Origin of the sequence: Thalassospira povalilytica (genome assembly GCF_002844235.1) — a bacterium.
Taxonomy (GTDB): Bacteria; Pseudomonadota; Alphaproteobacteria; order Rhodospirillales; family Thalassospiraceae; genus Thalassospira; species Thalassospira povalilytica.
The window spans coordinates 564,342-585,478 of record NZ_PGTS01000003.1 but is presented as its reverse complement, the minus strand read 5'-3'; the positions used below and the strand labels follow the sequence as shown (position 1 = coordinate 585,478).

The following is a 21,137-nucleotide window of genomic DNA, read 5'->3' as shown; positions in this document are numbered from 1 at the left end:
CAGCTCCGATATTTGCCGCTGGATGATTTTCACACAATCGAATAGTTTTGACCCAATTGTTCAAATTAATTGATCATAAATTCTGATCAAAAGGATGGCCCATGGATTCCGACCTGTTGCGCAGTTTCGTCGCCTTTGCCGAATGTGGCAGTTTCAACCGCGCAGCCGACCGGATCGGGCGTACACCATCGGCCTTTTCCATGCAGATGAAACGACTTGAGGAACTGGTCGATAACAAGCTGTTTGAACGGGACGGCCGCAATGTGCTTTTGACCAATGATGGCATCACCTTTGTCGGCTATGCACGGCGCATCCTGTCCCTTCAGGACGAAGCCATGGGCAAGTTGCGCAATCAGGATGCGGCACGCCCTATCCGGATCGGCTGCCCCGATGACTATGCCCAGAAAATTCTGCCCGTCGTCCTGCGTGCGATCCGCAGCATCCTTCCCGATGTGACATTCTTCATTTCGATCAATCCGACTATTCTTTTGCAACGCATGCTTGATCAGGGGGAACTTGATATCTCGCTGGTCAGCCGTTCGGCCATGGGTGAAGAAGGATATTTTTTACGTCACGAACCGGGTGTCTGGGTAACATCCCCGATCCATCGCCAACATGAAATTGATCCGCTTCCGCTGGTTCTTCCGGCCGAAGACTGCAAATTCCATGCATGGGCAATTGATGCCATTTCGAAATCCGGCCGCCCCTTTAACCTGTTTGCCACCACAAGACAGGCCGCATCGCTTTTGCATCTGGTGCGTGACGGGTTGGGTGTTGCCGCCCTTGCTGCGGCAAGTGTCACCGATGAATTCCAGATCCTGGACAGTCGCGATGGTTTCCCGCCGCTGCCTGCTGTCGGGGTTGCCATCATGCTGGCAGAAGATTCCCACCCACTCGTCAGCCGCAAACTGGCTGGTGTGATTCAGGATTATGTCAGTCAAAACCTTGATGACACCCCGGCTGATCGTCAAGAAAGCTTGACCATGGCCGGTGCAAACTGATTGGATGCGCGCCCGCGACAAACAACCTGACCAAAAACGCCAACCAAAGTTGATCCGATGACGTCCAAACCACGCCTGAATATTTGCATTACCTGCACCGCATCGACCGCCGATGCCCCGTCCGATCCGCGTGACGGTAAGCAATTGTTTGATCGCATGGCCGCACTTTGCGCCGACCACGACCTGCCATTTGACCTGCATCCGGCGGAATGCCTGACCAATTGCAAATCGGGCTGCTCAGTCGCGCTGAATGGCGCGGGCAAGTGGGGATATGTTTATGGCAATGTCGATCCCGACACCATGCTCGATGATCTGCGGGATCTTGCCACCCGATATGCCGACAGTGAAAATGGTATTGTTGCCTGGCGCGAACGTCCGGAAACATTGCGGCGCAACGTCATTGCGCGCATTCCGCCACTCGATTGACGGGATAACTTGACCGATATCCGGGCGTCAGCCAGATACACCGGCATGCAATTGACGCCATAATTCTTCAACGTCGCCACCGGCCAGCAACCTGGCCACCAACGCGTTGAATTCATCAAGCGGAATGGCAGATTCCCTGGTCAGTACCGACACCAGATCATAGGTCGCATCAGGTTTATCCCCGATGATCAGGCGTTCATGCAATCTGGGGTCACTTGCAAAACGACGGGCCAAAAATCCGGCCGACACGATGCCGATCGGCGCTTCACCGGCCAGAAGTCCGTTCAGAACTTCGCTTTCGTTATAGCGAAGCTCCACATTGAAGTTTTCGCGTAAATAATCCGGATCGGCATTGAAATCGGCAAACCCGTAATGAAAGCCCAGAACACAAAGCATGGGATGGGCCGAAACATCGGCAAACAGGCTTTTGGCGTCTCTCTGGCTTGCCAAAGTCAGATAGATGTCCTTTTCCCGGACAATCGGATCGGAATAAAGCACGTCAAACGCCGGCCAGTCCCATTTCGCACTTTCAAGCAAAATCAGATCAAGCTCGCCATTCATTAATGCCTGATATCGTCGTCTTGATGACGTTTCGGCCAGTTCGAACCGATAGGTGTCCTGTAACCCGTTGAGCCGATCAATCAGCATCGGGACGATGCCGCGCGGTGATCCGTCCTCAAAATAATATACCACGCCATATTCATACGCCCCGACCTTGACGGTAACAGGGTCGCCGGCCTTGGCCGGAACTGCCCAGACCCACAACAAAAACGCACCCAGCGCCAAAACGGCCCGAACCGCGTGATGATGTGAATGATGCTTTCGCACGATCTCTTTCCCGAACTTTTACTGCCACCGATAAAACGTGCTATCGCTGCCAACCCAAAAAGTGTCAAAGCCGGTCGCGGCATGTTTTGCCCTCGACGACACCTTTTATATGAGTCGGGCGCACCAGTTTTCCAGAAGGTAGCGTGCAATAGAAATCGGACGCGGAAGATTTATGCCCTTTTCTGGCAGTCCCGGGACGTCATCGCGATGAACCCACATGGCGAATTCGATTTCTTCCTGATCGGGGAAAAGTTCGGTGGTTTCTGCTTCGGCAATGAAACCCAGCATCAATGAGCCGGGAAACGGCCATGGCTGGGACGCCACATATTGCGGGCGTTTGATCCGCACGCCGACTTCTTCATAAACCTCGCGGGCCACCGCCTGTTCAAGCGTTTCGCCCGGCTCCACAAACCCCGCCAGAACCGACACCATCCCGGGCAGAAATTGTGGCGATCTTGCCAGCAAAACATGATCCTGATGATGGATCAGCATGATCACAGCCGGGTCTGTTCTTGGGAAATGGGCCTTGCCGCAATCGGGATTGGTACATTGCAACCGGTAACCGGCTTCCTCGATCCGGTTGGGATGCCCGCAATTGCCGCAAAATCGATGACCCCGATGCCAATTGAAAATGGCACGCGCCTGGGCGGCCAATGCCGCCTCGTCACTTGAAAGTGCCGCCATGCGGGTGCGCATATCACCAAACCCGCCCCCCAATGCCCGTACCGCTTCATCCCGGTCGGCAACCACCGGGGCAATATCCACGGCAATGACCGGCCCGTTTTGATCCCGACCGATATAAATCCAGTGCCCGCCATTCAAATCCACATCCAGATGCGGGATCGCCGGACCACCAAGCACCACCAGTTCATGGGCATCCATATCCTCAGGCCAGGCAAATAGCGGATCACCGGCATGACAAATCAGAATCCGCAACGACTCCTCGGCCAGAAGAATCTGCTGCCAGTCCGCGGTTTTGCGCAATACGGCATCGCGATCAAGATCAATGGATTCATAGAACTGCCTGTTCATGGTGGTGCGTTTCCTTGAATGCTTATTGCGGGATCACGGGCAGTCAACTTCTTGAGGTTCCCGGTTTTTCCGTGGGGATTGGCAACGACATTAACGCGGACATTCCCGTGCCAAAAGCCACGATTGCGTCATTTCAAAAAAATCCAAGCCAACCCTTGCGTTTTGGCAGCTGTTGGGCGATATAGGGGGCGAGAGGCTGGCAGTGGACGGACCGCTCGCCAACCCGGTCAGGACCGGAAGGTAGCAGCCGTAACGAGTTTTTCCGGGTCGCTGTTCAGTCTCTCACCCTTATCATTCCCCAAACATCCCCTTGTCTTTTGTCATGTGCCTTACATCTTCTGGCATGTGGTTTTTTGTATGGGAAATTTCCCACTTGGCCTTTCCCATCCCCGATGGAAGCTGCTAAAACCAAACTGACTTTCAACATGCCGGACCGGATGAATGAGCGATCAGATCGAGACCGCCAGCCAAGATATGCCCGAAAGTGACGCACCTGCGCCCGAACAAGCCGCTGCACCCCAATCAAGCAGCGCTGCGCCGGCCGCCGCAGACAGCAACACCGCACCCAAAAGCGAATATCAGGTTCTTGCGCGAAAATACCGTCCGAAAACCTTCGAAGAGCTGATTGGTCATGGCCCGATGGTCAAGACCCTGTCAAACGCCCTTGAAAGCGGGCGTCTGGCCCATGCCTTTGTTCTGACCGGGGTGCGCGGTATTGGTAAAACCACAACGGCCCGTATCATTGCACGTGCGCTGAACTGCATCGGTGCGGATGGCAAAGGCGGGGCGACCATTGAACCGTGTGGCGTCTGCGAACATTGCCGGGCAATTGCCGAAGACCGCCATGTCGATGTTCTGGAAATGGATGCCGCGTCCCGTACCGGTGTGGATGACATTCGCGAACTGATCGAAGGCGTGCGCTATCGCCCGACCTCGGCCCGCTACAAGATCTACATCATCGACGAAGTGCACATGCTTTCCAAAAGTGCGTTCAACGCGCTTCTCAAAACGCTTGAAGAGCCGCCGGAACATGTGAAATTCATCTTCGCGACCACCGAAATCCGCAAAATTCCGATCACGGTTCTGTCGCGTTGTCAGCGCTTTGATCTTCGCCGCGTTCAGACCGAAGAACTGGCAGCCCATTACACCCGCATCGCCGGGCTGGAAAATGCCGAAATCGAAGAAGAAGCCGTCACCCTGATCGCCCGTGCCGCCGACGGATCTGTCCGTGACGGCATGAGTTTGCTCGATCAGGCGATTTCCCATGGTGCTGGCAAAGTCACCACCCAGCAAGTCCGTGACATGCTGGGTCTTTCGGACCGGTCGCGCATTTTCGATCTGTTTGATTTCACCATGAAGGGCGAAATCAACGAAGCGCTTGAACTGTTGTCTGCGCAATATGCACTGGGTGGCGATCCCGCCGTGATGTTGCAGGATATGCTGGATCTGACCCATTGGCTGACTCGTGTGAAATTGTCACCCGATGCCGCCAATGACCCGGGCGTGTCACAGATCGAACGTGAACGCGGCAAGGAAATTGCCGCCAAGCTGGCGATGCCGCAATTGACCCGCGCCTGGCAGATGCTGCTTAAGGGGCTTGAAGAAACGCGCATTGCGCCATCCCCCATTCAGGCCGCTGAAATGATTTTGATCCGTCTGGCCTATGCAGCAGAAATGCCGCCGCCCGGCGATCTGATCAAAAAACTGCGCCAGGACATGGCCAACGCGGCAAGCGGTGCCGAACCACAAGGTGGTGGCGGCGGCAATGGCGGCCCCGGACCGCGGATGCAGGTGGTCAATGGCGGCGGTGGTGCCGCGGCCGTGGCACAGCGCCGCCCCGACCCGCTCGGCGAACCCGAACAGGTCGAACAGGTCGCCTATGCCAAAATGCCCGAAAGCTTTGCCGAGGTTGCCGAACTTCTGGGCAAGGAACGCGAAACCACCGGTATCGCGATGCAGGTCAAAAACTATATGCATCTGGTGAAATATGAACCGGGACGGATCGAATTTCGCCCGGCACGCGGTGCACGTTCGGACCTGTCGACCCAATTGATCAAGGCGCTTAACAACCTGACAGGCCATCGCTGGCTGGTCAGTGTGTCAGAGCGCGAAGAAGGGGCACCGACCCTCAAAGAACAGGAACTCGAAGCACTGGAACAGCGCAAGGCTGACGCTTCGCAGGACCCGGTGGTCAAAGCCATCCTTGATGGTTTGCCAAACGCAAAAATCGTGGCCGTTCATCTGCCACCCGGACAGGAACTGTCCGAAGGTGAAGAGGACGAAAGCGGTTCCGTATATGACGACGCATTTTATCTCGAAGGAGACGACGAGCTATGAAGAACCTTGCAGGGATGCTGAAACAGGCCCAGCAAATGCAGACCAAAATGCAGGAAATGCAGGAAAGTCTGGTGGAACTCCAAATCGAAGGCCAGTCCGGTGCCGGCATGGTCAAGGTGATGCTCAATGGCAAAGGCGAAATGCGTGGTCTTTCGCTTGATAAAAGCATCGTTGACCCGAACGACACCGAAGTCCTCGAAGACCTGATCGTCGCCGCCTATAACGACGCCAAGGTCAAGGTTGAGGCCGCCGTTCAGGAAAAGATGAAAGACGTCACCGGTGGCATGAACCTTCCCGAAGGTTTCAAACTGCCGTTCTGATCCGGACCGGATGACAATTTGATTTGCACTTTCGAAGTGCCAGACAAAGGGTGGCATTGCGCCGCCCTTTGTTTTTGATACAAGCTAGGGGTCTGACCCTGACCATCAGGACACACCATAAACGGGATCACCATGACCGGACGGGAAATCGAAAATCTGATCAAATTGCTGTCGCGCCTGCCGGGCCTTGGTCCGCGTTCTGCACGGCGCGCAGTGTTGCAGATGCTCAAGAAACCCGAAACCCTGATGATCCCGCTGGCCGATGCGCTGCATGAAACGGCCGAGGCCATGACCACCTGCACCAATTGTGGCAATATCGATGTTACCGATCCCTGCCATATCTGTGCTGACACCAATCGTGGTACGGACATGATCTGTGTGGTCGAAGAAGTCCAGGATCTTTGGGCGCTTGAACGTGGCGCAGCGTTTAAGGGGCAATATCATGTTCTGGGCGGCACGCTGTCACCACTTGATGGTGTCGGTCCCGACGACCTTAAAATCGATCAGCTGGTCAACCGGGTGCGCAACGGCAATGTCGCCGAAGTCATCCTTGCCACCAATGCCACCGTCGATGGCCAGACCACCGCACATTACATCACCGAACGGCTGATCGAAACCGGGGTCAAGGTCACCCGCCTCGCCCACGGCGTCCCGGTGGGCGGCGAACTTGATTATCTTGATGATGGTACCCTGGCCGCTGCCCTGCGATCACGCAGTTCCGTCTGACATCGGAATGTCCACTTGCCCATCCAATAACAGCGATCAAACATTCAAAAGGGCAGCCAAAGCTGCCCTGTGAACGTTGCGTATGTCGCAATTTTTCAAATTGTTTTGAATTGAAATACTGTGCAAAAAGTCAAATGTGACTGACTTATTTTATCGCGATTTATGCCGACTTGATTTTTTCCGCGGCCAGACGCGTTGCCAGTTCATAACCATATGCACCCGCCCCCGCCATGACGGCATCGGCCACCGGACTGATCCAGCTTTTATGGCGGAATTCTTCGCGGGCATGCGGGTTGGAAATGTGCAACTCGATGATATAGCCATCAAAAGTCTTCAGCGCGTCATAGATCGCAATCGAGGTATGGGTATAAGCCCCGGCATTGATAATGATGGCCGCCGATCTCTCGCGAGCCTCGTGAATCAGATCAATGATCGCGCCTTCATGGTTGGACTGGCCGAACCGAACGGCAACACCCAACTCACCCGCCAGTTCAGCACATTTTGCCTCGATCGATTGCAGCGTGTCATAGCCATAGATTTCCGGCTGACGCTGCCCCAGCAGGTTCAGGTTCGGTCCATTAATGACAAGAATTTCCTGCACGCTCATTTCAATATTCCCACCTTTATGCCCCGTATTCTGGCGGAATTCCCACGGGGCGTGTTTATTTCGCTGCTTCGCTGCGACGGTTCATGCGCGTCTGTGATGCCAGACGGATCGGTGCATTGGCTGCGCCAAACCCACGATACGCGCGTCGCTCCACCAGTTCAAAGAAGAAACGATTGGCAAAGGTCCGCGTATAGGCCTGATAATATTCACCTTCGTCGTCACGATCATAGAGAATATTACGCGCACGCAAACGATCAAGCAGTTCCGGCTCCAATCCGAACCGCGCTTCGATATCATCGTAATAGTTTTCCGGGATCGGCAGAATCTCCACCCCGTGCTGCTTGCAATAATCGACAGATGCAAAAATATCGTCGCTCGAAAATGCCAGATGCTGCACGCCGCTTCCGAAAAACTCGTTCAGGAACTGGGAATGCTGGGTATGGGGGCTTTGCGACCCATTGAGGATCAACCGCACCGCATCACTTTGCACCACCTGACTTTGCACAAGCCCACCCGGATCCGGGATATCAAGGGTCGGCATCTTGCCCAGATCAAAGATCGATGTGAAATACAAAAGCCAGGTCAGCATTTCCTCATACTGCATCGAGTAGGAAACATGATCGACCGCACGCAATTTTGCCATGCCCGTCCCGGCATTACCGGCATTTTCCGGCTCGAATTCAACATCCCAGATCCGTGACAATTCACTGTGATCATCCAGGAAGTAAACAAGGCTTCCGCCAACACCACGGATGGCCGGCATCTCGATCTCGCCTTCGCCGACTGCCTGACTGAACGGGGCAGCAAGCAATGCCTGCGCGCGATCAAGGGTCGCCTTGGCGTCATCAACCTTAAGACCGACCGCACAGACCGACGGACCATGCACGATATTATAGGAATGGGCAAAACCATCCTTGTCGCAATTGATCACAAGGTTGATGTCACCCTGTTTCCACCATGTCACCGCCTTGGTCTTGTGGCTGCCGCGCTTTTCAAAGCCAAGCCCGGCAAACAGGGTTTCAAGCTTGTCTGCGGTTTCTTCCTCGACCGCAAATTCAACAAACCCGACTTCCTGCGCATGCGCCTTGGGCGGCAGCGTCTTGGCCTTTTCACCGACCTTTACCCCCTCAACCCCGTCGCCAAGATAGATCAGTGACCGCAACCCGTCCTTCGCCACGTTCTTGGTCGAACTGGACCGAAACTGGTCATTGAAAATTTCAAGCGACAGCGGACCGTCATACCCGGTCATCGCCAGATTGCGCATGAATTCATCAAGCGGGAAATCCCCCTGCCCGGGGAAACATCTGAAATGGCGGCTCCAGGACAGGGCATCCATTTCAAGGATCGGGGCATCAGCCACCTGGACCAGGAAAATCTTGTCACCGGGGATCGATGAAATCGCATCAAGCGGCACCTTGCGCGCCATGATGTGGAAGGTATCAAGCACCAAGCCGACATTGGGGTGATTGGCGCGCCGAACCACTTCCCAGCTGTCGCGATAATCGCTGATATGCTTGCCCCACGAAAGGGCTTCGAACGCGATACGAAGGCCGCGCTTTGCCGCCCGATCACCAAGTTCCGCCAAATCCTTTGCCGCGCGGTCAAGCCCGCCAAGCGACTGCGGGGAAACGTTCGAACACACCATCAAAAGATCGGTGCCAAGTTCCTCCATCAGGTCGAACTTGCGTTCTGCCCGTTCAAACGCGCGGGTGCGCTGGGGTTCGGGCATGCCCTCGAAATCGCGGAACGGCTGAAAGGTAACAAGCTTAAGGCCAAGGTCCCGGATCGTCTTGCCGACATCGGCCGGTGACCCGTCAAAGGACAAAAGATCGTTTTCAAAAATTTCGACACCGTCAAAGCCGGCTGCGGCTATGGCATCAAGTTTTTCCTGAAGGTCGCCAGACAGTGAAACTGTGGCAATCGAGGTCAGCATTTTATCCCTCCGGACTACGCAAAGAGTGTTCCGGCCCCGTCGGGATACCTGCTGTGACTTGCCAGAATGGTCTGGTCAAATGCGTCGGGCGGCCAACCAAAAGCACCACCCCAAACAGGTCAGTCCTGCGAACGATGCCGGTAGGTTTCAATATGATCGGTCAGCCGTGCGATCGCGGCATCTGCATCACGTGCAAGTGCCAGTTCGCAAAGTGCCCGATGCTCATCGATAATTTCCTGACCACGGAAACCGTGGGTTTTCAGTTCGATCACGACATAGCGCCGGAACTGATCGAAAATCTCGCGGTGAAGACGCAGATGAAGGTCCGAACCGCATGCCGAAATCAGGGCCTGATGAAATTCGCGGTCATACTGGCTCCAGCGAACGGTCAGTTCGCGGCTGTCTTCAACCATCATCTTCTTTTCAATGGCAGCAAGCTTGTGATGGGCCGCGGCAACCCGGGCTTCCCATTCAACATCGCCGTCCTTCATCGATGCACTCAGCCCGTCGCGTTCAAGCAGAAGCCGCATCGCCGTCAATTCCTTGAAATTGGACGGCGATGTTTCGACGACACGAAAACCCTTCTGGCCTTCGACAAAGACAAAGCCCGATGCCACAAGACGGTTAAGAACTTCGCGCAGCGTGTTGACCCCGACGCTATAACGTTCGCGCAGCGCCTCAAGCTTAAGCTTCACGCCCGGCTGCAATTCGCCATACAGAATGTCATCGCGAATTTCGTTATAGACTGTCTCGGCAACGGTACTGCTGCTCATTTCTTGCTCCCTACCCTGTCAATGCCTCGGGATAGGCATTGAAGTATTCTGTTCTTGCAGCATCGGCATCGATTTCTGCCCCGCTGAAAACCTCGAATGCTTCAATACCCTGAAAGAAGAAGAGTTCAAAGCCAGTCATGACTTCAATCCCCGATTTCGCCGCCGAGGTCAGAAACGCCGTCTGCACCGGGGTATAAACCGCATCAAACGCCCATTTCTGTCCCCCAAACAGGGCCGTATCAAACGGACAGCCGGGATATTGGTTCATCCCGACCGGGGTACAGTTGATCAACCCGTCGGCTGATCGCACCGCATCGGCAAGATCGGCTTCGCCAACAAATTCGGCCGCGGCATCAGCGGCAACAAGGGTTGCCACAAGTTCTTCACCACGCGCGGCATCCTTGTCATGGATCAGGATTTTGTCCGCCCCGAGGCCGCGCAAACCAAATGCGGTTGCAAGCCCGACGCCCCCCGCGCCGAGCTGCAAGACCGTACCCGGCTTTGCATCGCCAAATTGCTGGCGATAGCCGCGCATGAAACCGACGAAATCGGTGTTGTCCCCGCGCCATCCGTCTTCACGAAACACCACGGTATTGACCGATCCCAGGGCTTCGGGAAGGCGCTTGCGCGGGGTGATCAGTTTACGTGCACTGGTTTTGTAGGGATGGGTCACATTGACCCCCGCATAACCGGTCTGTGCACATTTGGTCAGCTGTCTGATCAGATCGAAATCGGCGATCTGATCGCTATCAAGATAGTCGTATGTAACATCCATCCCGCACATACGGCCCAGCAAAACGTGCAGTCGGGCTGACTGGCTCCGTGAAATGCCTTTACCGATAAGACCGAGCTTCAACATGGAATGGTATCCTAAAATCCAAACAGGTTAGGCAAGAAGGTGACGATGTCAGGCACAAAGGTGATGAGGATCAGCACCATAAGTTCGACAATAAAGAACGGCATGATCGCGCGGATCATCCTGGCCATCCCGACACCGGCAATCGCATCGGCGACAAACAGGCAAAGCCCCATCGGCGGTGTGATCAGACCGATCATCAGGTTAAAGATGACAATGATGCCAAAATGGGTCGGATCGATGCCAAGGCTGATCGCAATCGGATGCAGGATCGGCACCAGCACCAGCATCGCCGCAATGCCTTCAAGTACAAGGCCAACCGCCAGCAACATCAGGTTGATCAAAATCAGGAAGGTCGCAGGACTGTCGACATAGCCCAGAACAAACTTGCTGATCGACTGCGGGATACCGGCAAATGTCATGAACCAGTTGGCCGCTGCAACCGTTGCCATAATGATCAGGATGCTTGAAGAATCACGCATTGCCCCGGAAAAGATCCCCGGCAAATCCGATGGTTTGAGTTCGCGAAACACAAACAAGCCAACCACCAGCGCATAAAACACCGCAAAGCTTGCCGCCTCGGTCGGGGTCACGATCCCCGCCAGGATCGAACCGATCACGAATACCGGCATGAAAAGCGGGATCAACCCGTTCCACACGGCTTTGAGCTTTTCACCCATATTCATGCGTTCGCGCGGTTTGGCGTAATTCTTGACAAAGAACCGTACATAAACCGAAAGCGCAATCGCCAGCAGAATGCCCGGCACAATCCCGGCAAGGAACAGGGCTGGAACCGACACATTGGTGGTAATCAGCGCATAGATAATCACCGGAATGCTTGGCGGAATGATCGGACCGATCACCGACGAAGCAGCAGTCAGAGCCGCGGCAAAATCACGCGGATAGCCTTCCTTTTCCATCGACGGGATAAAGATGCGCCCGATTGCCGATGTATCGGCCACCGCCGATCCCGAAAGTCCGGCAAAAATCACTGATGACCAGATATTGACCTGTGCCAGACCGGCCTTGGCATGGCCGACCAGCGCATTGGCCAGATTGATAACGCGCGATGTGATGCCGCTGGCATTCATCAACTCACCGGCCAGAACAAAAAGCGGAATTGCCAGAATGGTAAAGCTGTCCATGCCGGCAAAAATGCGCTGCGGCAGCAAATCAATCCCGAACGTTCCGGTGCTGATATAGGCCACAAGACCAAGTGCGATGGCAAAGGCAACCGGTGAGCCGATCGCCAGCAGAGCCAAAAGGGTAACGCCGGTAATCATGCCTCACCCCCGGTCGAATTCTTGTCAAAAATCGATGCCAGACGCAGCAATGCCGCAATCACAAGGCAAACCCCGCCAATGGTAATTGCGATCTGCGCCCAATACATTTGAATGCCGATGCCCGATGCGACAATCCCGCCGCGCTTGGCGGCAAAAATCCATCCGGCATAGGCAAGAACACCGCCCAGCACCAGCGTTGTGGCATCGACCACAATCGCAAGCTTGCGACGCAAACGGGCCGGCACGGTATCAATCACGATGCTGAATGTGATCTGGGTACCCTGGAGATAGGCCAAAGCCACACCAAACATGCAGCCATAGATCATCGCGTATTTCGCGACCTCTTCGCTCCATTGCAGCGGGGAAGAAAATAAATAGCGGCTGACACTGCCAGCAAAAACAACACCAAACACTACGAGGATGCTGATCCCCGAAAGTCCGGCGAGCAAACGCTTGAACGCTTTCTCTGCGCGTTGCATGGGTTCCCCCGGATCGTCGCAGAAAATTCAAATGCCCCTGGGGCACCATGGCGGGAAAAAAGGGCAGACCAGGAACAAGGAGGAGCCCCCGGTCTGCCAATGCCGATTACATGGAAGCTTCTGCTTCGGAAACGGCTTTCTGCAGTTTTTCAATCCACTCGGCGTCAATCTGGCCCGACAGCCAGTTGATCACAGCCGGCTGGGCTGCATCACGGAATGCCTTAAGCTGTTCTGCGGTCGGCGTGGTGACTTCCATGCCTTCTGCTGCCAGCTTCGCCACACCTTCTGCGGAATTGAACTGCTGGATTGCGCGACCAACATTGGCGGCAATTCCCGCAGCACGACGCAGAAGCGCCTGATCCGCATCCGACAGACCCTGATAGGTTGCTTCATTGATCACGATGAAGTCGGTGCCATATACGTGACGGTCCAGCGTCAGGTATTTCTGCATCTCATAGAATTTGTTGGCATAGATCACGCTGATCGGGTTTTCCTGACCGTCAACCGTCCCGGTGGTCAGTGCAGTCGGAACTTCCGGCCACGGAATCGGGGTCGGATCACCGCCAAGTGCTTTGACCATTTCCACGAACAGCGGAACGGTCATGACGCGAATCTTCAAACCTTCCATATCTTTCGGTTCGGCGACTGCACGCTTGGAGTTGGTAAAGTTACGGAACCCGGTTTCACCATATGCCAGCGTCCGAAGACCGGTTTTTTCCAGGCAATGCTCGGCAAGTTCCTTGCCAAAACCACCATCCAGAACATTCCAGGCTACGTTGGCATTCGGGAAGATATAGGGAATATCAAGAACGGCTGCCTCGGGGCAAACCTTGGAGAACGGACCCGATACCATCGACATGGCCAGCGTACCGTCCTGGGTATTCTGCAACAGATCGGTTTCACCGCCCAGCGCACCGGCCGGGAACAGTGCGACCTCAATACGGCCGCCGGATTCTGCTTCGACAATATTTTTAAAGACCTGGGATGCCGCACCCTTCTTCGAGGTGGTCCACTCTGCCGGATCGACATGGGCAAAGTTCAAGGTCACGTCAGCTGCCTGCGCGGAATAACCGAATGACGCGGCAACCATGGAAACGGCGCCAAACAGGGCACCCTTGGAAATCATCTTCATTACTTCCTCCCAATTGAACGAAATCCCGCAGACCGTGGTTGCTTGTGACAATCTTGTTCTTGCGCAGTCTGATTCGGAATTAGGATAATTTAAAAAACATAGGAGATTTTGTCAAACATTCTATATTTTTACGAAACCCGCCATTTACCGGGCCTTTCGGCCCCGTGATCAAAACCGCCCCGCCTGATTTCTGCCGCCACATGGGTTCCTTGTTGCCCCGTGATTGCGTCATCGAGTTCACATAGACATTGGGTGCTGTGGGCAAATCGCCAATGTGCGCATGCCGATATTCCCCGCCATCGCGCTGTTTCCCAACGATCATCCCCGGTTTGCCCCAAGGACGGAGAAATCGAAAACGCTTGCTGTAAATCGGGTTATTTGTGCTACTTTGGCTTAGAAACGTGACGATTCGTCCCTTTAAGTAACGCTATTTCCAAAGTGAATTCCGTGAACAGTGTCAACGGCCCAACATCACCGCAGCTTGCAAAAATCGCTTCGCGTATTTTGGCGGGCAGCTTTTTGTTTGAGGATCTCGATCCTGAATTGCTCGAACAACTTTCCGGTCAGGCAACCGTACGCCGACTGGAAGACGGGCAGTTGCTGTTTGAAAAGGGTGCACCGGCCGACGGACTTTATGCGGTCGAGGCCGGCAAGGTCCGCATTTCATCTGTTTCGGAAACCGGCAAGGAAATCGTCCTGAACGTTCTGGCACCCGGTGCCGTCTTTGGCGAGATCGCCCTTCTTGATGGCGAACCGCGCACGGCAACCGCACGGGCTGTCGGCCCGACCCGGACCCTGTTCATTTCACGTGATGACTTCTTTGAAATCTTTGACCGCGAAGCACCGCTGCGGCGCCATATCACGGCCCTTCTGTGCCGTCGCCTGCGCTGGGTCAGCGATCTTCTTGAAGATGCCAATTTCCTTGATCTGACCGCACGTCTGATCAAACGCATTCTGTGGCTGGCCGAACGTCATGGCGGACCCGATCCCGAAGGCATCCGCATAGCACTTCCGCTGTCGCAACAGGAACTTGGTCTGATGCTTGGCGTGACGCGCGAAGCCGTAAACAAGAAACTGCGTGAACTTGAAAAACAGGGGATGATCACCCGCCGTGACGGCCGACTGATCATCAAGGACAGCGACGGGCTGAAACAACTTCTTGCTGATGCCATCAAAAACTGAACCTTCGGATTCATTGTTTGACCGCCTTGTCGCACGCGAGGAAAAGCGCGGGCTGATCCTTGTCGCGTTTTTGCGCATCTGCATGCTGGCCTTTATCCTGTTGCTGTTCAGCAAACCCGATTCCCCCACCGGCAAACTTTATACCCTGCTCGAAGTACTTGGCTGGTTCATTCCCGGCGTGTTTATCCAGCTGTTTGTCGCCTTTCGCGGCGGCAAGACATACTGGATGATCTATCTGCTTGCGGTGATTGATGCGGCCCTGATCGTCTATGTTTCGGTCGTGCCCGATCCGCTCAATCCGTTGATTGATCACCCGGCATGGCTTTACGGATTTGTTGTTCGTGACCGTGGCGTCGTCTTTTCGATGATCATGATGGCACTGGTCATCATGACCTTTTCGCCGCGTTTGATTTTATGGTTCGGGTTCTGGCTGTTTGTTGCCTGGTGCGGGGCGATCTGGTGGCTTGTCACCCGTCCGGGCGTGATTGTATCGCAGCATTTCGGCGACGAATGGAACCCGACCCAGCAGGAACTGATCGATACCTATAACCTGCCGGAATTCGTCGATATCTCGGCACTGGCCGAACAGGTCATTATCGTCATCGTCTTTACGCTGGCCTGTGCGGTGATGGTTTCGCGCCTGCGTGTTTTGATCAACCAGTTTGCCGCGGCTGAACGCGCCCATGGCAATCTGGCGCGCTATTTCCCCACCGCCCTTGCCGATCAGCTTGCCGATCGTGATGAACCGGTCCGGGTCGGCGAACGGCGCGAATGTGTCATTCTGTTTGCCGATATCATGGGCTTTTCGCGCTTTGCCGAAAAACGCGACCCACAGGAAGTGATGCGGTTTCTCAATCAGTTTCACCAAATCACCACCAGCCAGATCGGGGCATATGGCGGGATTGTCGAAAAATATATCGGCGATGCCGTAATGGCGAGTTTCGCCGCCTTTGACAATCTTGAACGCCCCGCCGCCAATGCCTTTTGCGCGGCCCAGGCCATCATCAATCAGGTCGCCGAATGGCAGGCCACCGATCCCGCCGATGGTGACGAACCGCTCAGGATCGGGGTCGGTCTGAATTTCGGAGCCGCCGTTGTGGGTGATATCGGCCAGCGCGAAGCCATGACTTCGGCCGTGATCGGCGCCAGTGTAAATCTGGCTGCCCGCCTTGAACAGGCCACCCGCGAACTTGGCAGCGAAATGGTCATCAGTGCCGATTTCGCCAACAAACTCCGCAACGAAGTCCCGGTTTGTGCGCCTGTTCTTCTGGCCCCGTACAGTCAGACCGAAACCATTCAGGTCAAAGGTTTCAGCGAACCCGTCGGTGTCCTTTTCCGGCCCGCCGAACAGGGGTGATCGGAAAATTCCGGCGCATCGGGCAACCCCTTGAAATTCCGGGATACCGGACCAACGTGCTTTGCATTAGGATTGGTTCGATACGCGATCTGATCAGCAGGAGGAAACGATGGTCAAGACGCTTGACGTGAATGCACCGGCTGCGGACGCCGTTCCGACTGCCGTGACGCTAACCACCCTGTTTGGTGAACGGGAATTTGCTTGGGACAAGGCAATCTATTTCCCGGCCGGTCTCAAAGGCTTTCCCGATCATAACGTCTTTGCACTGGCAAGTTTCCCCGGCGACGGGTCCAATGCCTTTATCCTGATGCAATGCCTGACCGAACCGGAATTGGCCTTTATCGTCGCCCCCTACAATCTTGATAGCGACACCATCCGCCCCGAACATCTTGAACAGGCCTTTAATATTCACGGCATCAAGAAAAATGACGGCGCGGTGTTGCTGATCGTGACTCTGCACAAACCAGAAGACGGCGATATCAGCATGTCGGTCAATCTGCGTGCGCCGATCATCATCGATACCGCCCGCCAGTCGGCCTATCAGCACCATCTGCCGGAAATGGGTGGCTATTCGTTCCGCCACGTCGTGAACTGACGCAAATCCCCTGACGCCCGGCATTTCAGACGCCGCTTGATACCGACCCCTGCCTGACATGGTCGCGACAATAGCGACCATGTCAGGCAGGGCGTATTTTTGCGGCAATGACTTGGCCTTGTCCGCCGCTTTTGACGCGGCACTTAAAATCGTCCAGCCCTTTCCTTGATCCTGCCATCTTTTCACGCGATGGTAGCAGTCATTACTTCTTTAAAATCAATCAAGGGACCGGAAATGGCTGGAACTTTGCGTAACCGTTTTGCGCTGGCTGCGATGTTGGGCACGGCGGTATTTTTCGGACAGGATATCGAAGCGGCCAGTGCCCAAAGCACGGTCGAGGAACGCAACAATCTTGGCCCGGCCATCCCGCTTTCGACGGATGCGCGCACCAAGTTGCAGTTGACGGTTTATCCGGGCAATCTGTCACTGATCGCCGAACAGCGCAAAGCCACCATTCCCGATGGCCAAAGCACGCTACGCATCAGCGGGCTTCCCACCACTCTGATTGATGATTCATTTCTGATCGGTACTGCGACCGACAGTGATCTGGTCTGGACGTCACTACGCAATCGCGGCAATGGCTACAACGCGTTTGAAAGCCTGCTGCGCGATCAGATCGGCAAAACCGTCACCATTCGCCGTGGCGATGACGACCTGATCGAAGGCAAACTTGTTGCCCTGACCCATCTTGCACTGGTTCAGACCGATGCCGGGATCGAACAGGTGCCAATGGATCGGATCATCATCAACGACCTGCCGGACGATTTCACCACCGGTCCGTCGATTGATGCCGACATTGCCACCACAGCCCCTCTTGACCATGTCTCGATGGCCTATCTTCTGGGCGGGATTGGCTGGAACACGTCCTATGTTGCGGTTTATGACAGTCAGACAAACCAGATCAAACTCTCGGCCATTGCGCGTGTCACCAACAATTCGGGCAGCACCATCGATGGCGCACAGCTTCGACTTGTTGCCGGCGACATGAACCAGGTCGGCGCATCACCGATGGCCAAAGGTGCGCGCACCGAAATGATGATGTCCGCCATGGCCGACAGTGCCGCACCGGGTGCCGGTGCCCCGGACCGCGAGACATTTGAAAATCTGCATGTCTATGGTCCGTTCAACGATCTTTCGATGAAAAACGGCGACACGGTCATCCTGCCATTGATTGATGCCCAGATTTTGCCGGTTGAACGCCGGGCCATTTTCCAGGCATCAAGCAACCCTTATGGCATGGGCCAAAGCAGCCAGACCGATTTTGTCCGCCCCGATCTTGAACTGAAACTGACCAATGATGGTGGCGCGGATGAAAACAGTCCATGGCCTGCCGGCATCACCCGCATCTTTGCCAAGGCCCCGTCGGGTGACACCGGATTCCTTGCGGAAAATTACATGTCGCTGACCCCGGTCGGACGCGATGCGATCCTGCCGATCGGTCAGGCCAGTGAACTTTCAGGCACCCGGGAAGTTACCGCCTTCTCGCGCACGGCGCGCCCGAACCTGCCTGATGCGGTCAAGGCAGATCTGAACTGGACCATCCGCAACACCAGCGACCGCGAAGAAACTGTCACCCTTCGCGAAAATGTACCGTCTGACTGGACGGTCACCAAGGAAAGCCACAAGCATGACCGCCCGGATCCCGGTCTGATCACCTGGACGGTCAAGGTCCCGGCAAAATCCGAAATCAAGGTCAGCTGGTCAGTCGAAAGCAGCCGCTAGGCCCTTTCCACCCACCCGTCCCGACGGCTGCAAGACCCATGGTTTTGCAGCCGTTTTTTGTTTGGCCGGGCGGTTACGTGCGGCCTTTTCGTGTGCTGTAGAACGCCTTGGCCAATGGCAATAGCAATGCGGCATCGGGCAGACGCCCGATCACATTGCATAAATCGGCGTAAATGCAGATCAGCTTGGTCAGAAGAACAAACGCTTCCTGATTGTGCATCCCGGCAAACTTGCCCAATACGTGAATTGCCTCGGCCGCGGCATCACAGGCATGATCGTTATGCCCGGCACCGCGCATGGCCAGAACAAGTGCTGCCAGCGAATAACCAAGATCAAGGCGCTCTGTATCATCCTTCCGCCCGACGCAATTGCGCAGCCTGTCGCGTCTGAGTGCCACGGCCTGACTGGCCGCATCAATCGCCCAGTCCCATTCTTCGGCCTCCAGTTCAAGTGCCGCCCGGTTATTCAGACTAAGTGCAAGACCGGCAATCGCCGCATCGCGTGATGTCGGAAGATGTTTGGCGAAAATCGTATCGGCCTTGTCAAACAGGCTCAGGGCATATTCACGGTCGCGATAATGCTGGCCGCTTGCCATTTCCAGATACAGTCGCGCCACCGCCAGCGAATTGGCATCTGCCTGTTCAAGATAGGACAAACGCAACGCATATTCGTCCGATTTGTCCCCCATCCTGATCCCGCCAGTTTGTTGTTCAACCCTCATGCTGCACGATGACCGCGCCTCAAAAAGACGTTTCGAACAGGTGTTTTGTGAAGGATCGTACCTCTTGGGGGGATAACCCGCGATAAGCTGTTTCACTGTACTGGGCAGCCTGATAGGCTTGGGGACCTGATTGCATTTCAACTTGCCCCACTGCCCGGAAATCAGTCTTCAATGAGCTTACAAACCGAAACTCTGCGTGCCTTGTATGGCACATGGCGTATCGCCCGTGGTGATACGGGTGGACTTGCGTTTTTCAATTTCTCGCTCGAAGGATTCTGGCGGTCCTTTCTGGCGGCTGTGATCATCTTTCCGGCATTTGCGTTTCTGCGCTGGCATGATCTTGTTTCCGCCCCGGATGACTTTCCGGTCCTGCGCTATATGACGACCGAAGTCATCGCCTATGTCATCAAATGGGTCGCCTTTCCGCTTTTGATGTTTCACATCACCCCGATGCTGGGCCGCGCCGAACGCTATGTCGCCTTTATGACCGTCTATAACTGGGCAAGTGTCCTTCAGATGGGTGTCTATCTGCTGGCTTTGGCACTCGGTGTGCTGTTTCCGATGCTTGGCACCGGCGGATTTGTCATGATTGCGGTGATCGCGACACTGATTTACAGCATCTTTATCACCCGCCTGACCCTGTCCGTACCAATTCCCACTGCCAGCGCCATTGTCATTGCCGACTTCCTGTTATCGATTGTCATCACATCAATCGGTATCCGTTTGGCCATCGGGCAGTTATTCTGACTTTATAACGATTTGAAAAATCACCTTCATCAGGGAGAAACACAAAAATGAAACCCGTCCTTGCCGTCACCCGTCAATTGCCCGAAGCCGTCGCCAAACGCGCCGCCCAAAGCTATGACATCCGCACACAGGAAGGGGACGACCCGCTGTCGCGCAATGAAATCCTGGCCCTGTGCCACGGCGCAGACGCGGCCCTTGTTTCCGTCGGCGATCCGATTGATGCGACCTTTTTTGAAGAACTGCCCGACAGTGTCAAAATCGTCGCCACCTTCTCGGTCGGGACCGATCATATCGATCTGGCTGCAGCCCGGAAAAAGGGCGTGATTATCGGCAACACACCGGGCGTTCTGACCGATGCGACGGCCGATATCGCGTGGCTTCTGATCCTTGGCGCGGCCCGCCGTGCCAGCGAAGGCGAGGCCGAGGTCCGCAACGCCACCTGGTCAAGCTGGCGTCCGACCCATCTGATGGGCACCCAGGTCACCGGCAAACGTCTTGGCATTGTTGGTATGGGCCGCATCGGTCAGGCCGTTGCCAAACGCGCGCGCGGCTTTGATATGGAAATCCACTATTACAATCGCCGCCGGCTGCCCGCTGATCAGGAACTCGGCGCGACCTATCACGACAGCATTGATGGCCTGCTGCCCCATTGTGATTTTCTGTCGCTGCATTGCCCGTCGACCCCGGAAACCCGCGGCATGGTCAATTCCGACTTCATCGCCAAGCTGCCCGATGGCGCGATCATCGTGAATACCGCACGTGGTGATGTGGTCAATGATGGTGACCTGATTGCGGCCCTGAAATCGGGCAAACTCACCGCGGCTGGCCTTGATGTCTTTGCAGGTGAACCAAACATCGAACCGGCCTATCGCGATCTTAAAAACACGTTCCTTTTGCCGCATCTGGGATCAGCCACGGTTGAAACCCGCAATGCCATGGGTTTCCGTGCGCTTGATAACATCGACGCCTTTGTCGCTGGCAAGGAAGTCCCCTATTCGGTCTGATCGGTATCCCCGAACCCGAAACAGGAAAAGGCGCTGATACCAGCGCCTTTTTCATTTCCCGAACCTGTTTGCTGTC

The 21,137-nt window shown here is 55.2% G+C and carries 21 protein-coding genes and 1 other RNA gene; 12 read left to right on the top strand and 10 right to left on the bottom strand.

Annotation, left to right across the window (positions count from 1 at the left end):
• Positions 1 to 101: 101 nt before the first annotated feature.
• Both CU041_RS11150 and CU041_RS11145 read left to right on the top strand, forming a co-directional pair.
• The gene (locus CU041_RS11150) at positions 102 to 1,001 is read left to right on the top strand and encodes a LysR family transcriptional regulator (RefSeq protein WP_068517835.1); all 900 of its coding nucleotides are present in this window, start codon (positions 102 to 104) and stop codon (positions 999 to 1,001) included.
• A gap of 57 nt (positions 1,002 to 1,058) precedes the next feature.
• Positions 1,059 to 1,427 (top strand): DUF1636 family protein, encoded by a 369-nt coding sequence (locus tag CU041_RS11145; protein ID WP_101246947.1) that lies wholly within the window; start codon positions 1,059 to 1,061, stop codon positions 1,425 to 1,427.
• 27 nt (positions 1,428 to 1,454) lie between these two features.
• On the opposite strand, the gene CU041_RS11140 is transcribed toward CU041_RS11145, so the two are convergent.
• Together CU041_RS11140 and nudC are read right to left on the bottom strand one after the other, a co-directional pair.
• Positions 1,455 to 2,255, bottom strand: a complete 801-nt coding sequence (locus CU041_RS11140) for a hypothetical protein (RefSeq protein ID WP_170310197.1) — start codon at positions 2,253 to 2,255, stop codon at positions 1,455 to 1,457.
• Between the two features lie 105 nt (positions 2,256 to 2,360).
• A complete protein-coding gene (gene nudC, locus CU041_RS11135; RefSeq protein ID WP_068517840.1) occupies positions 2,361 to 3,287 on the bottom strand; it encodes an NAD(+) diphosphatase in 927 nt (308 codons plus the stop codon).
• Positions 3,288 to 3,478: 191 nt separating this feature from the next.
• On the opposite strand from nudC, the gene ffs reads away from it, so the two are divergent.
• The 4 genes from ffs to recR all read left to right on the top strand — a co-directional run bounded on the left by ffs (position 3,479) and on the right by recR (position 6,670).
• Positions 3,479 to 3,573, top strand: an RNA gene (gene ffs, locus CU041_RS11130) — signal recognition particle sRNA small type.
• Positions 3,574 to 3,728: 155 nt separating this feature from the next.
• Positions 3,729 to 5,624: a DNA polymerase III subunit gamma/tau gene (locus tag CU041_RS11125; protein WP_101246945.1), complete on the top strand. Its 1,896-nt coding sequence runs from the start codon at positions 3,729 to 3,731 to the stop codon at positions 5,622 to 5,624.
• Positions 5,621 to 5,944 (top strand): YbaB/EbfC family nucleoid-associated protein, encoded by a 324-nt coding sequence (locus CU041_RS11120; protein ID WP_101246944.1) that lies wholly within the window; start codon positions 5,621 to 5,623, stop codon positions 5,942 to 5,944. Before CU041_RS11125 ends, CU041_RS11120 begins: the two co-directional genes overlap by 4 nt.
• Positions 5,945 to 6,076: 132 nt before the next feature.
• The gene (recR, locus tag CU041_RS11115; protein ID WP_101246943.1) at positions 6,077 to 6,670 is read left to right on the top strand and encodes a recombination mediator RecR; all 594 of its coding nucleotides are present in this window, start codon (positions 6,077 to 6,079) and stop codon (positions 6,668 to 6,670) included.
• Between the two features lie 160 nt (positions 6,671 to 6,830).
• Here the strand turns inward: recR and aroQ are convergent, their stop codons facing one another.
• The 7 genes from aroQ to CU041_RS11080 form a co-directional block, all read right to left on the bottom strand.
• Entirely contained in the window at positions 6,831 to 7,277 is a 447-nt protein-coding gene (aroQ, locus tag CU041_RS11110) for a type II 3-dehydroquinate dehydratase (protein WP_101246942.1), read from the bottom strand.
• Positions 7,278 to 7,332: 55 nt separating this feature from the next.
• Positions 7,333 to 9,210, bottom strand: a complete 1,878-nt coding sequence (locus tag CU041_RS11105; protein ID WP_101246941.1) for a bifunctional sugar phosphate isomerase/epimerase/4-hydroxyphenylpyruvate dioxygenase family protein — start codon at positions 9,208 to 9,210, stop codon at positions 7,333 to 7,335.
• 119 nt (positions 9,211 to 9,329) lie between these two features.
• Entirely contained in the window at positions 9,330 to 9,983 is a 654-nt protein-coding gene (locus CU041_RS11100) for a GntR family transcriptional regulator (RefSeq protein WP_101246940.1), read from the bottom strand.
• A 10-nt stretch (positions 9,984 to 9,993) separates the two neighbouring features.
• On the bottom strand, positions 9,994 to 10,842 hold the full coding sequence (locus CU041_RS11095) for a shikimate dehydrogenase family protein (protein ID WP_101246939.1): 849 nt from the start codon (positions 10,840 to 10,842) through the stop codon (positions 9,994 to 9,996).
• Positions 10,843 to 10,853: 11 nt separating this feature from the next.
• A complete protein-coding gene (locus tag CU041_RS11090; protein ID WP_101246938.1) occupies positions 10,854 to 12,122 on the bottom strand; it encodes a TRAP transporter large permease in 1,269 nt (422 codons plus the stop codon).
• Positions 12,119 to 12,601, bottom strand: a complete 483-nt coding sequence (locus CU041_RS11085) for a TRAP transporter small permease (RefSeq protein WP_101246937.1) — start codon at positions 12,599 to 12,601, stop codon at positions 12,119 to 12,121. Before CU041_RS11085 ends, CU041_RS11090 begins: the two co-directional genes overlap by 4 nt.
• 106 nt (positions 12,602 to 12,707) lie before the next feature.
• On the bottom strand, positions 12,708 to 13,733 hold the full coding sequence (locus CU041_RS11080) for a DctP family TRAP transporter solute-binding subunit (protein ID WP_101246936.1): 1,026 nt from the start codon (positions 13,731 to 13,733) through the stop codon (positions 12,708 to 12,710).
• Between the two features lie 447 nt (positions 13,734 to 14,180).
• Here CU041_RS11080 and CU041_RS11070 point away from each other — a divergent pair, with 447 nt between their 5' ends.
• The 4 genes from CU041_RS11070 (at position 14,181) to CU041_RS11055 (ending at position 18,589) form a co-directional block, all read left to right on the top strand.
• Complete coding sequence (locus tag CU041_RS11070) at positions 14,181 to 14,915, top strand: Crp/Fnr family transcriptional regulator (RefSeq protein WP_101246934.1); 735 nt, start codon at positions 14,181 to 14,183, stop codon at positions 14,913 to 14,915.
• Positions 14,899 to 16,272, top strand: coding sequence for an adenylate/guanylate cyclase domain-containing protein (locus CU041_RS11065; protein WP_101246933.1), 1,374 nt, complete (start codon positions 14,899 to 14,901; stop codon positions 16,270 to 16,272). Before CU041_RS11070 ends, CU041_RS11065 begins: the two co-directional genes overlap by 17 nt.
• A gap of 109 nt (positions 16,273 to 16,381) precedes the next feature.
• A complete protein-coding gene (fliW, locus tag CU041_RS11060) occupies positions 16,382 to 16,867 on the top strand; it encodes a flagellar assembly protein FliW (protein WP_101246932.1) in 486 nt (161 codons plus the stop codon).
• A gap of 234 nt (positions 16,868 to 17,101) precedes the next feature.
• Positions 17,102 to 18,589, top strand: a complete 1,488-nt coding sequence (locus CU041_RS11055) for a DUF4139 domain-containing protein (RefSeq protein WP_101246931.1) — start codon at positions 17,102 to 17,104, stop codon at positions 18,587 to 18,589.
• Between the two features lie 73 nt (positions 18,590 to 18,662).
• Here the strand turns inward: CU041_RS11055 and CU041_RS11050 are convergent, their stop codons facing one another.
• Positions 18,663 to 19,277 (bottom strand): hypothetical protein, encoded by a 615-nt coding sequence (locus CU041_RS11050; protein ID WP_101246930.1) that lies wholly within the window; start codon positions 19,275 to 19,277, stop codon positions 18,663 to 18,665.
• A gap of 204 nt (positions 19,278 to 19,481) precedes the next feature.
• Here CU041_RS11050 and CU041_RS11045 point away from each other — a divergent pair, with 204 nt between their 5' ends.
• Positions 19,482 to 20,057 (top strand): hypothetical protein, encoded by a 576-nt coding sequence (locus CU041_RS11045; RefSeq protein WP_101246929.1) that lies wholly within the window; start codon positions 19,482 to 19,484, stop codon positions 20,055 to 20,057.
• Between the two features lie 47 nt (positions 20,058 to 20,104).
• Complete coding sequence (locus tag CU041_RS11040) at positions 20,105 to 21,061, top strand: 2-hydroxyacid dehydrogenase (RefSeq protein WP_101246928.1); 957 nt, start codon at positions 20,105 to 20,107, stop codon at positions 21,059 to 21,061.
• Positions 21,062 to 21,137: the final 76 nt, after the last annotated feature.

Excerpts from the sequence above, each read along its gene's own strand:
- fliW (WP_101246932.1), top strand. The coding sequence starts at position 16,382 with ATGGTCAAGACGCTTGACGTGAATGCACCGGCTGCGGACGCCGTTCCG.
- CU041_RS11100 (WP_101246940.1), bottom strand. The coding sequence starts at position 9,983 with ATGAGCAGCAGTACCGTTGCCGAGACAGTCTATAACGAAATTCGCGAT.
- recR (WP_101246943.1), top strand. The coding sequence starts at position 6,077 with ATGACCGGACGGGAAATCGAAAATCTGATCAAATTGCTGTCGCGCCTG.
- CU041_RS11145 (WP_101246947.1), top strand. The coding sequence starts at position 1,059 with ATGACGTCCAAACCACGCCTGAATATTTGCATTACCTGCACCGCATCG.
- CU041_RS11065 (WP_101246933.1), top strand. The coding sequence starts at position 14,899 with ATGCCATCAAAAACTGAACCTTCGGATTCATTGTTTGACCGCCTTGTC.
- CU041_RS11120 (WP_101246944.1), top strand. The coding sequence starts at position 5,621 with ATGAAGAACCTTGCAGGGATGCTGAAACAGGCCCAGCAAATGCAGACC.
- CU041_RS11080 (WP_101246936.1), bottom strand. The coding sequence starts at position 13,733 with ATGAAGATGATTTCCAAGGGTGCCCTGTTTGGCGCCGTTTCCATGGTT.
- CU041_RS11040 (WP_101246928.1), top strand. The coding sequence starts at position 20,105 with ATGAAACCCGTCCTTGCCGTCACCCGTCAATTGCCCGAAGCCGTCGCC.
- nudC (WP_068517840.1), bottom strand. The coding sequence starts at position 3,287 with ATGAACAGGCAGTTCTATGAATCCATTGATCTTGATCGCGATGCCGTA.
- CU041_RS11055 (WP_101246931.1), top strand. The coding sequence starts at position 17,102 with ATGGCTGGAACTTTGCGTAACCGTTTTGCGCTGGCTGCGATGTTGGGC.
- CU041_RS11090 (WP_101246938.1), bottom strand. The coding sequence starts at position 12,122 with ATGATTACCGGCGTTACCCTTTTGGCTCTGCTGGCGATCGGCTCACCG.
- CU041_RS11105 (WP_101246941.1), bottom strand. The coding sequence starts at position 9,210 with ATGCTGACCTCGATTGCCACAGTTTCACTGTCTGGCGACCTTCAGGAA.
- aroQ (WP_101246942.1), bottom strand. The coding sequence starts at position 7,277 with ATGAGCGTGCAGGAAATTCTTGTCATTAATGGACCGAACCTGAACCTG.
- CU041_RS11050 (WP_101246930.1), bottom strand. The coding sequence starts at position 19,277 with ATGGGGGACAAATCGGACGAATATGCGTTGCGTTTGTCCTATCTTGAA.
- CU041_RS11045 (WP_101246929.1), top strand. The coding sequence starts at position 19,482 with ATGAGCTTACAAACCGAAACTCTGCGTGCCTTGTATGGCACATGGCGT.
- CU041_RS11085 (WP_101246937.1), bottom strand. The coding sequence starts at position 12,601 with ATGCAACGCGCAGAGAAAGCGTTCAAGCGTTTGCTCGCCGGACTTTCG.
- CU041_RS11095 (WP_101246939.1), bottom strand. The coding sequence starts at position 10,842 with ATGTTGAAGCTCGGTCTTATCGGTAAAGGCATTTCACGGAGCCAGTCA.
- CU041_RS11150 (WP_068517835.1), top strand. The coding sequence starts at position 102 with ATGGATTCCGACCTGTTGCGCAGTTTCGTCGCCTTTGCCGAATGTGGC.
- CU041_RS11125 (WP_101246945.1), top strand. The coding sequence starts at position 3,729 with ATGAGCGATCAGATCGAGACCGCCAGCCAAGATATGCCCGAAAGTGAC.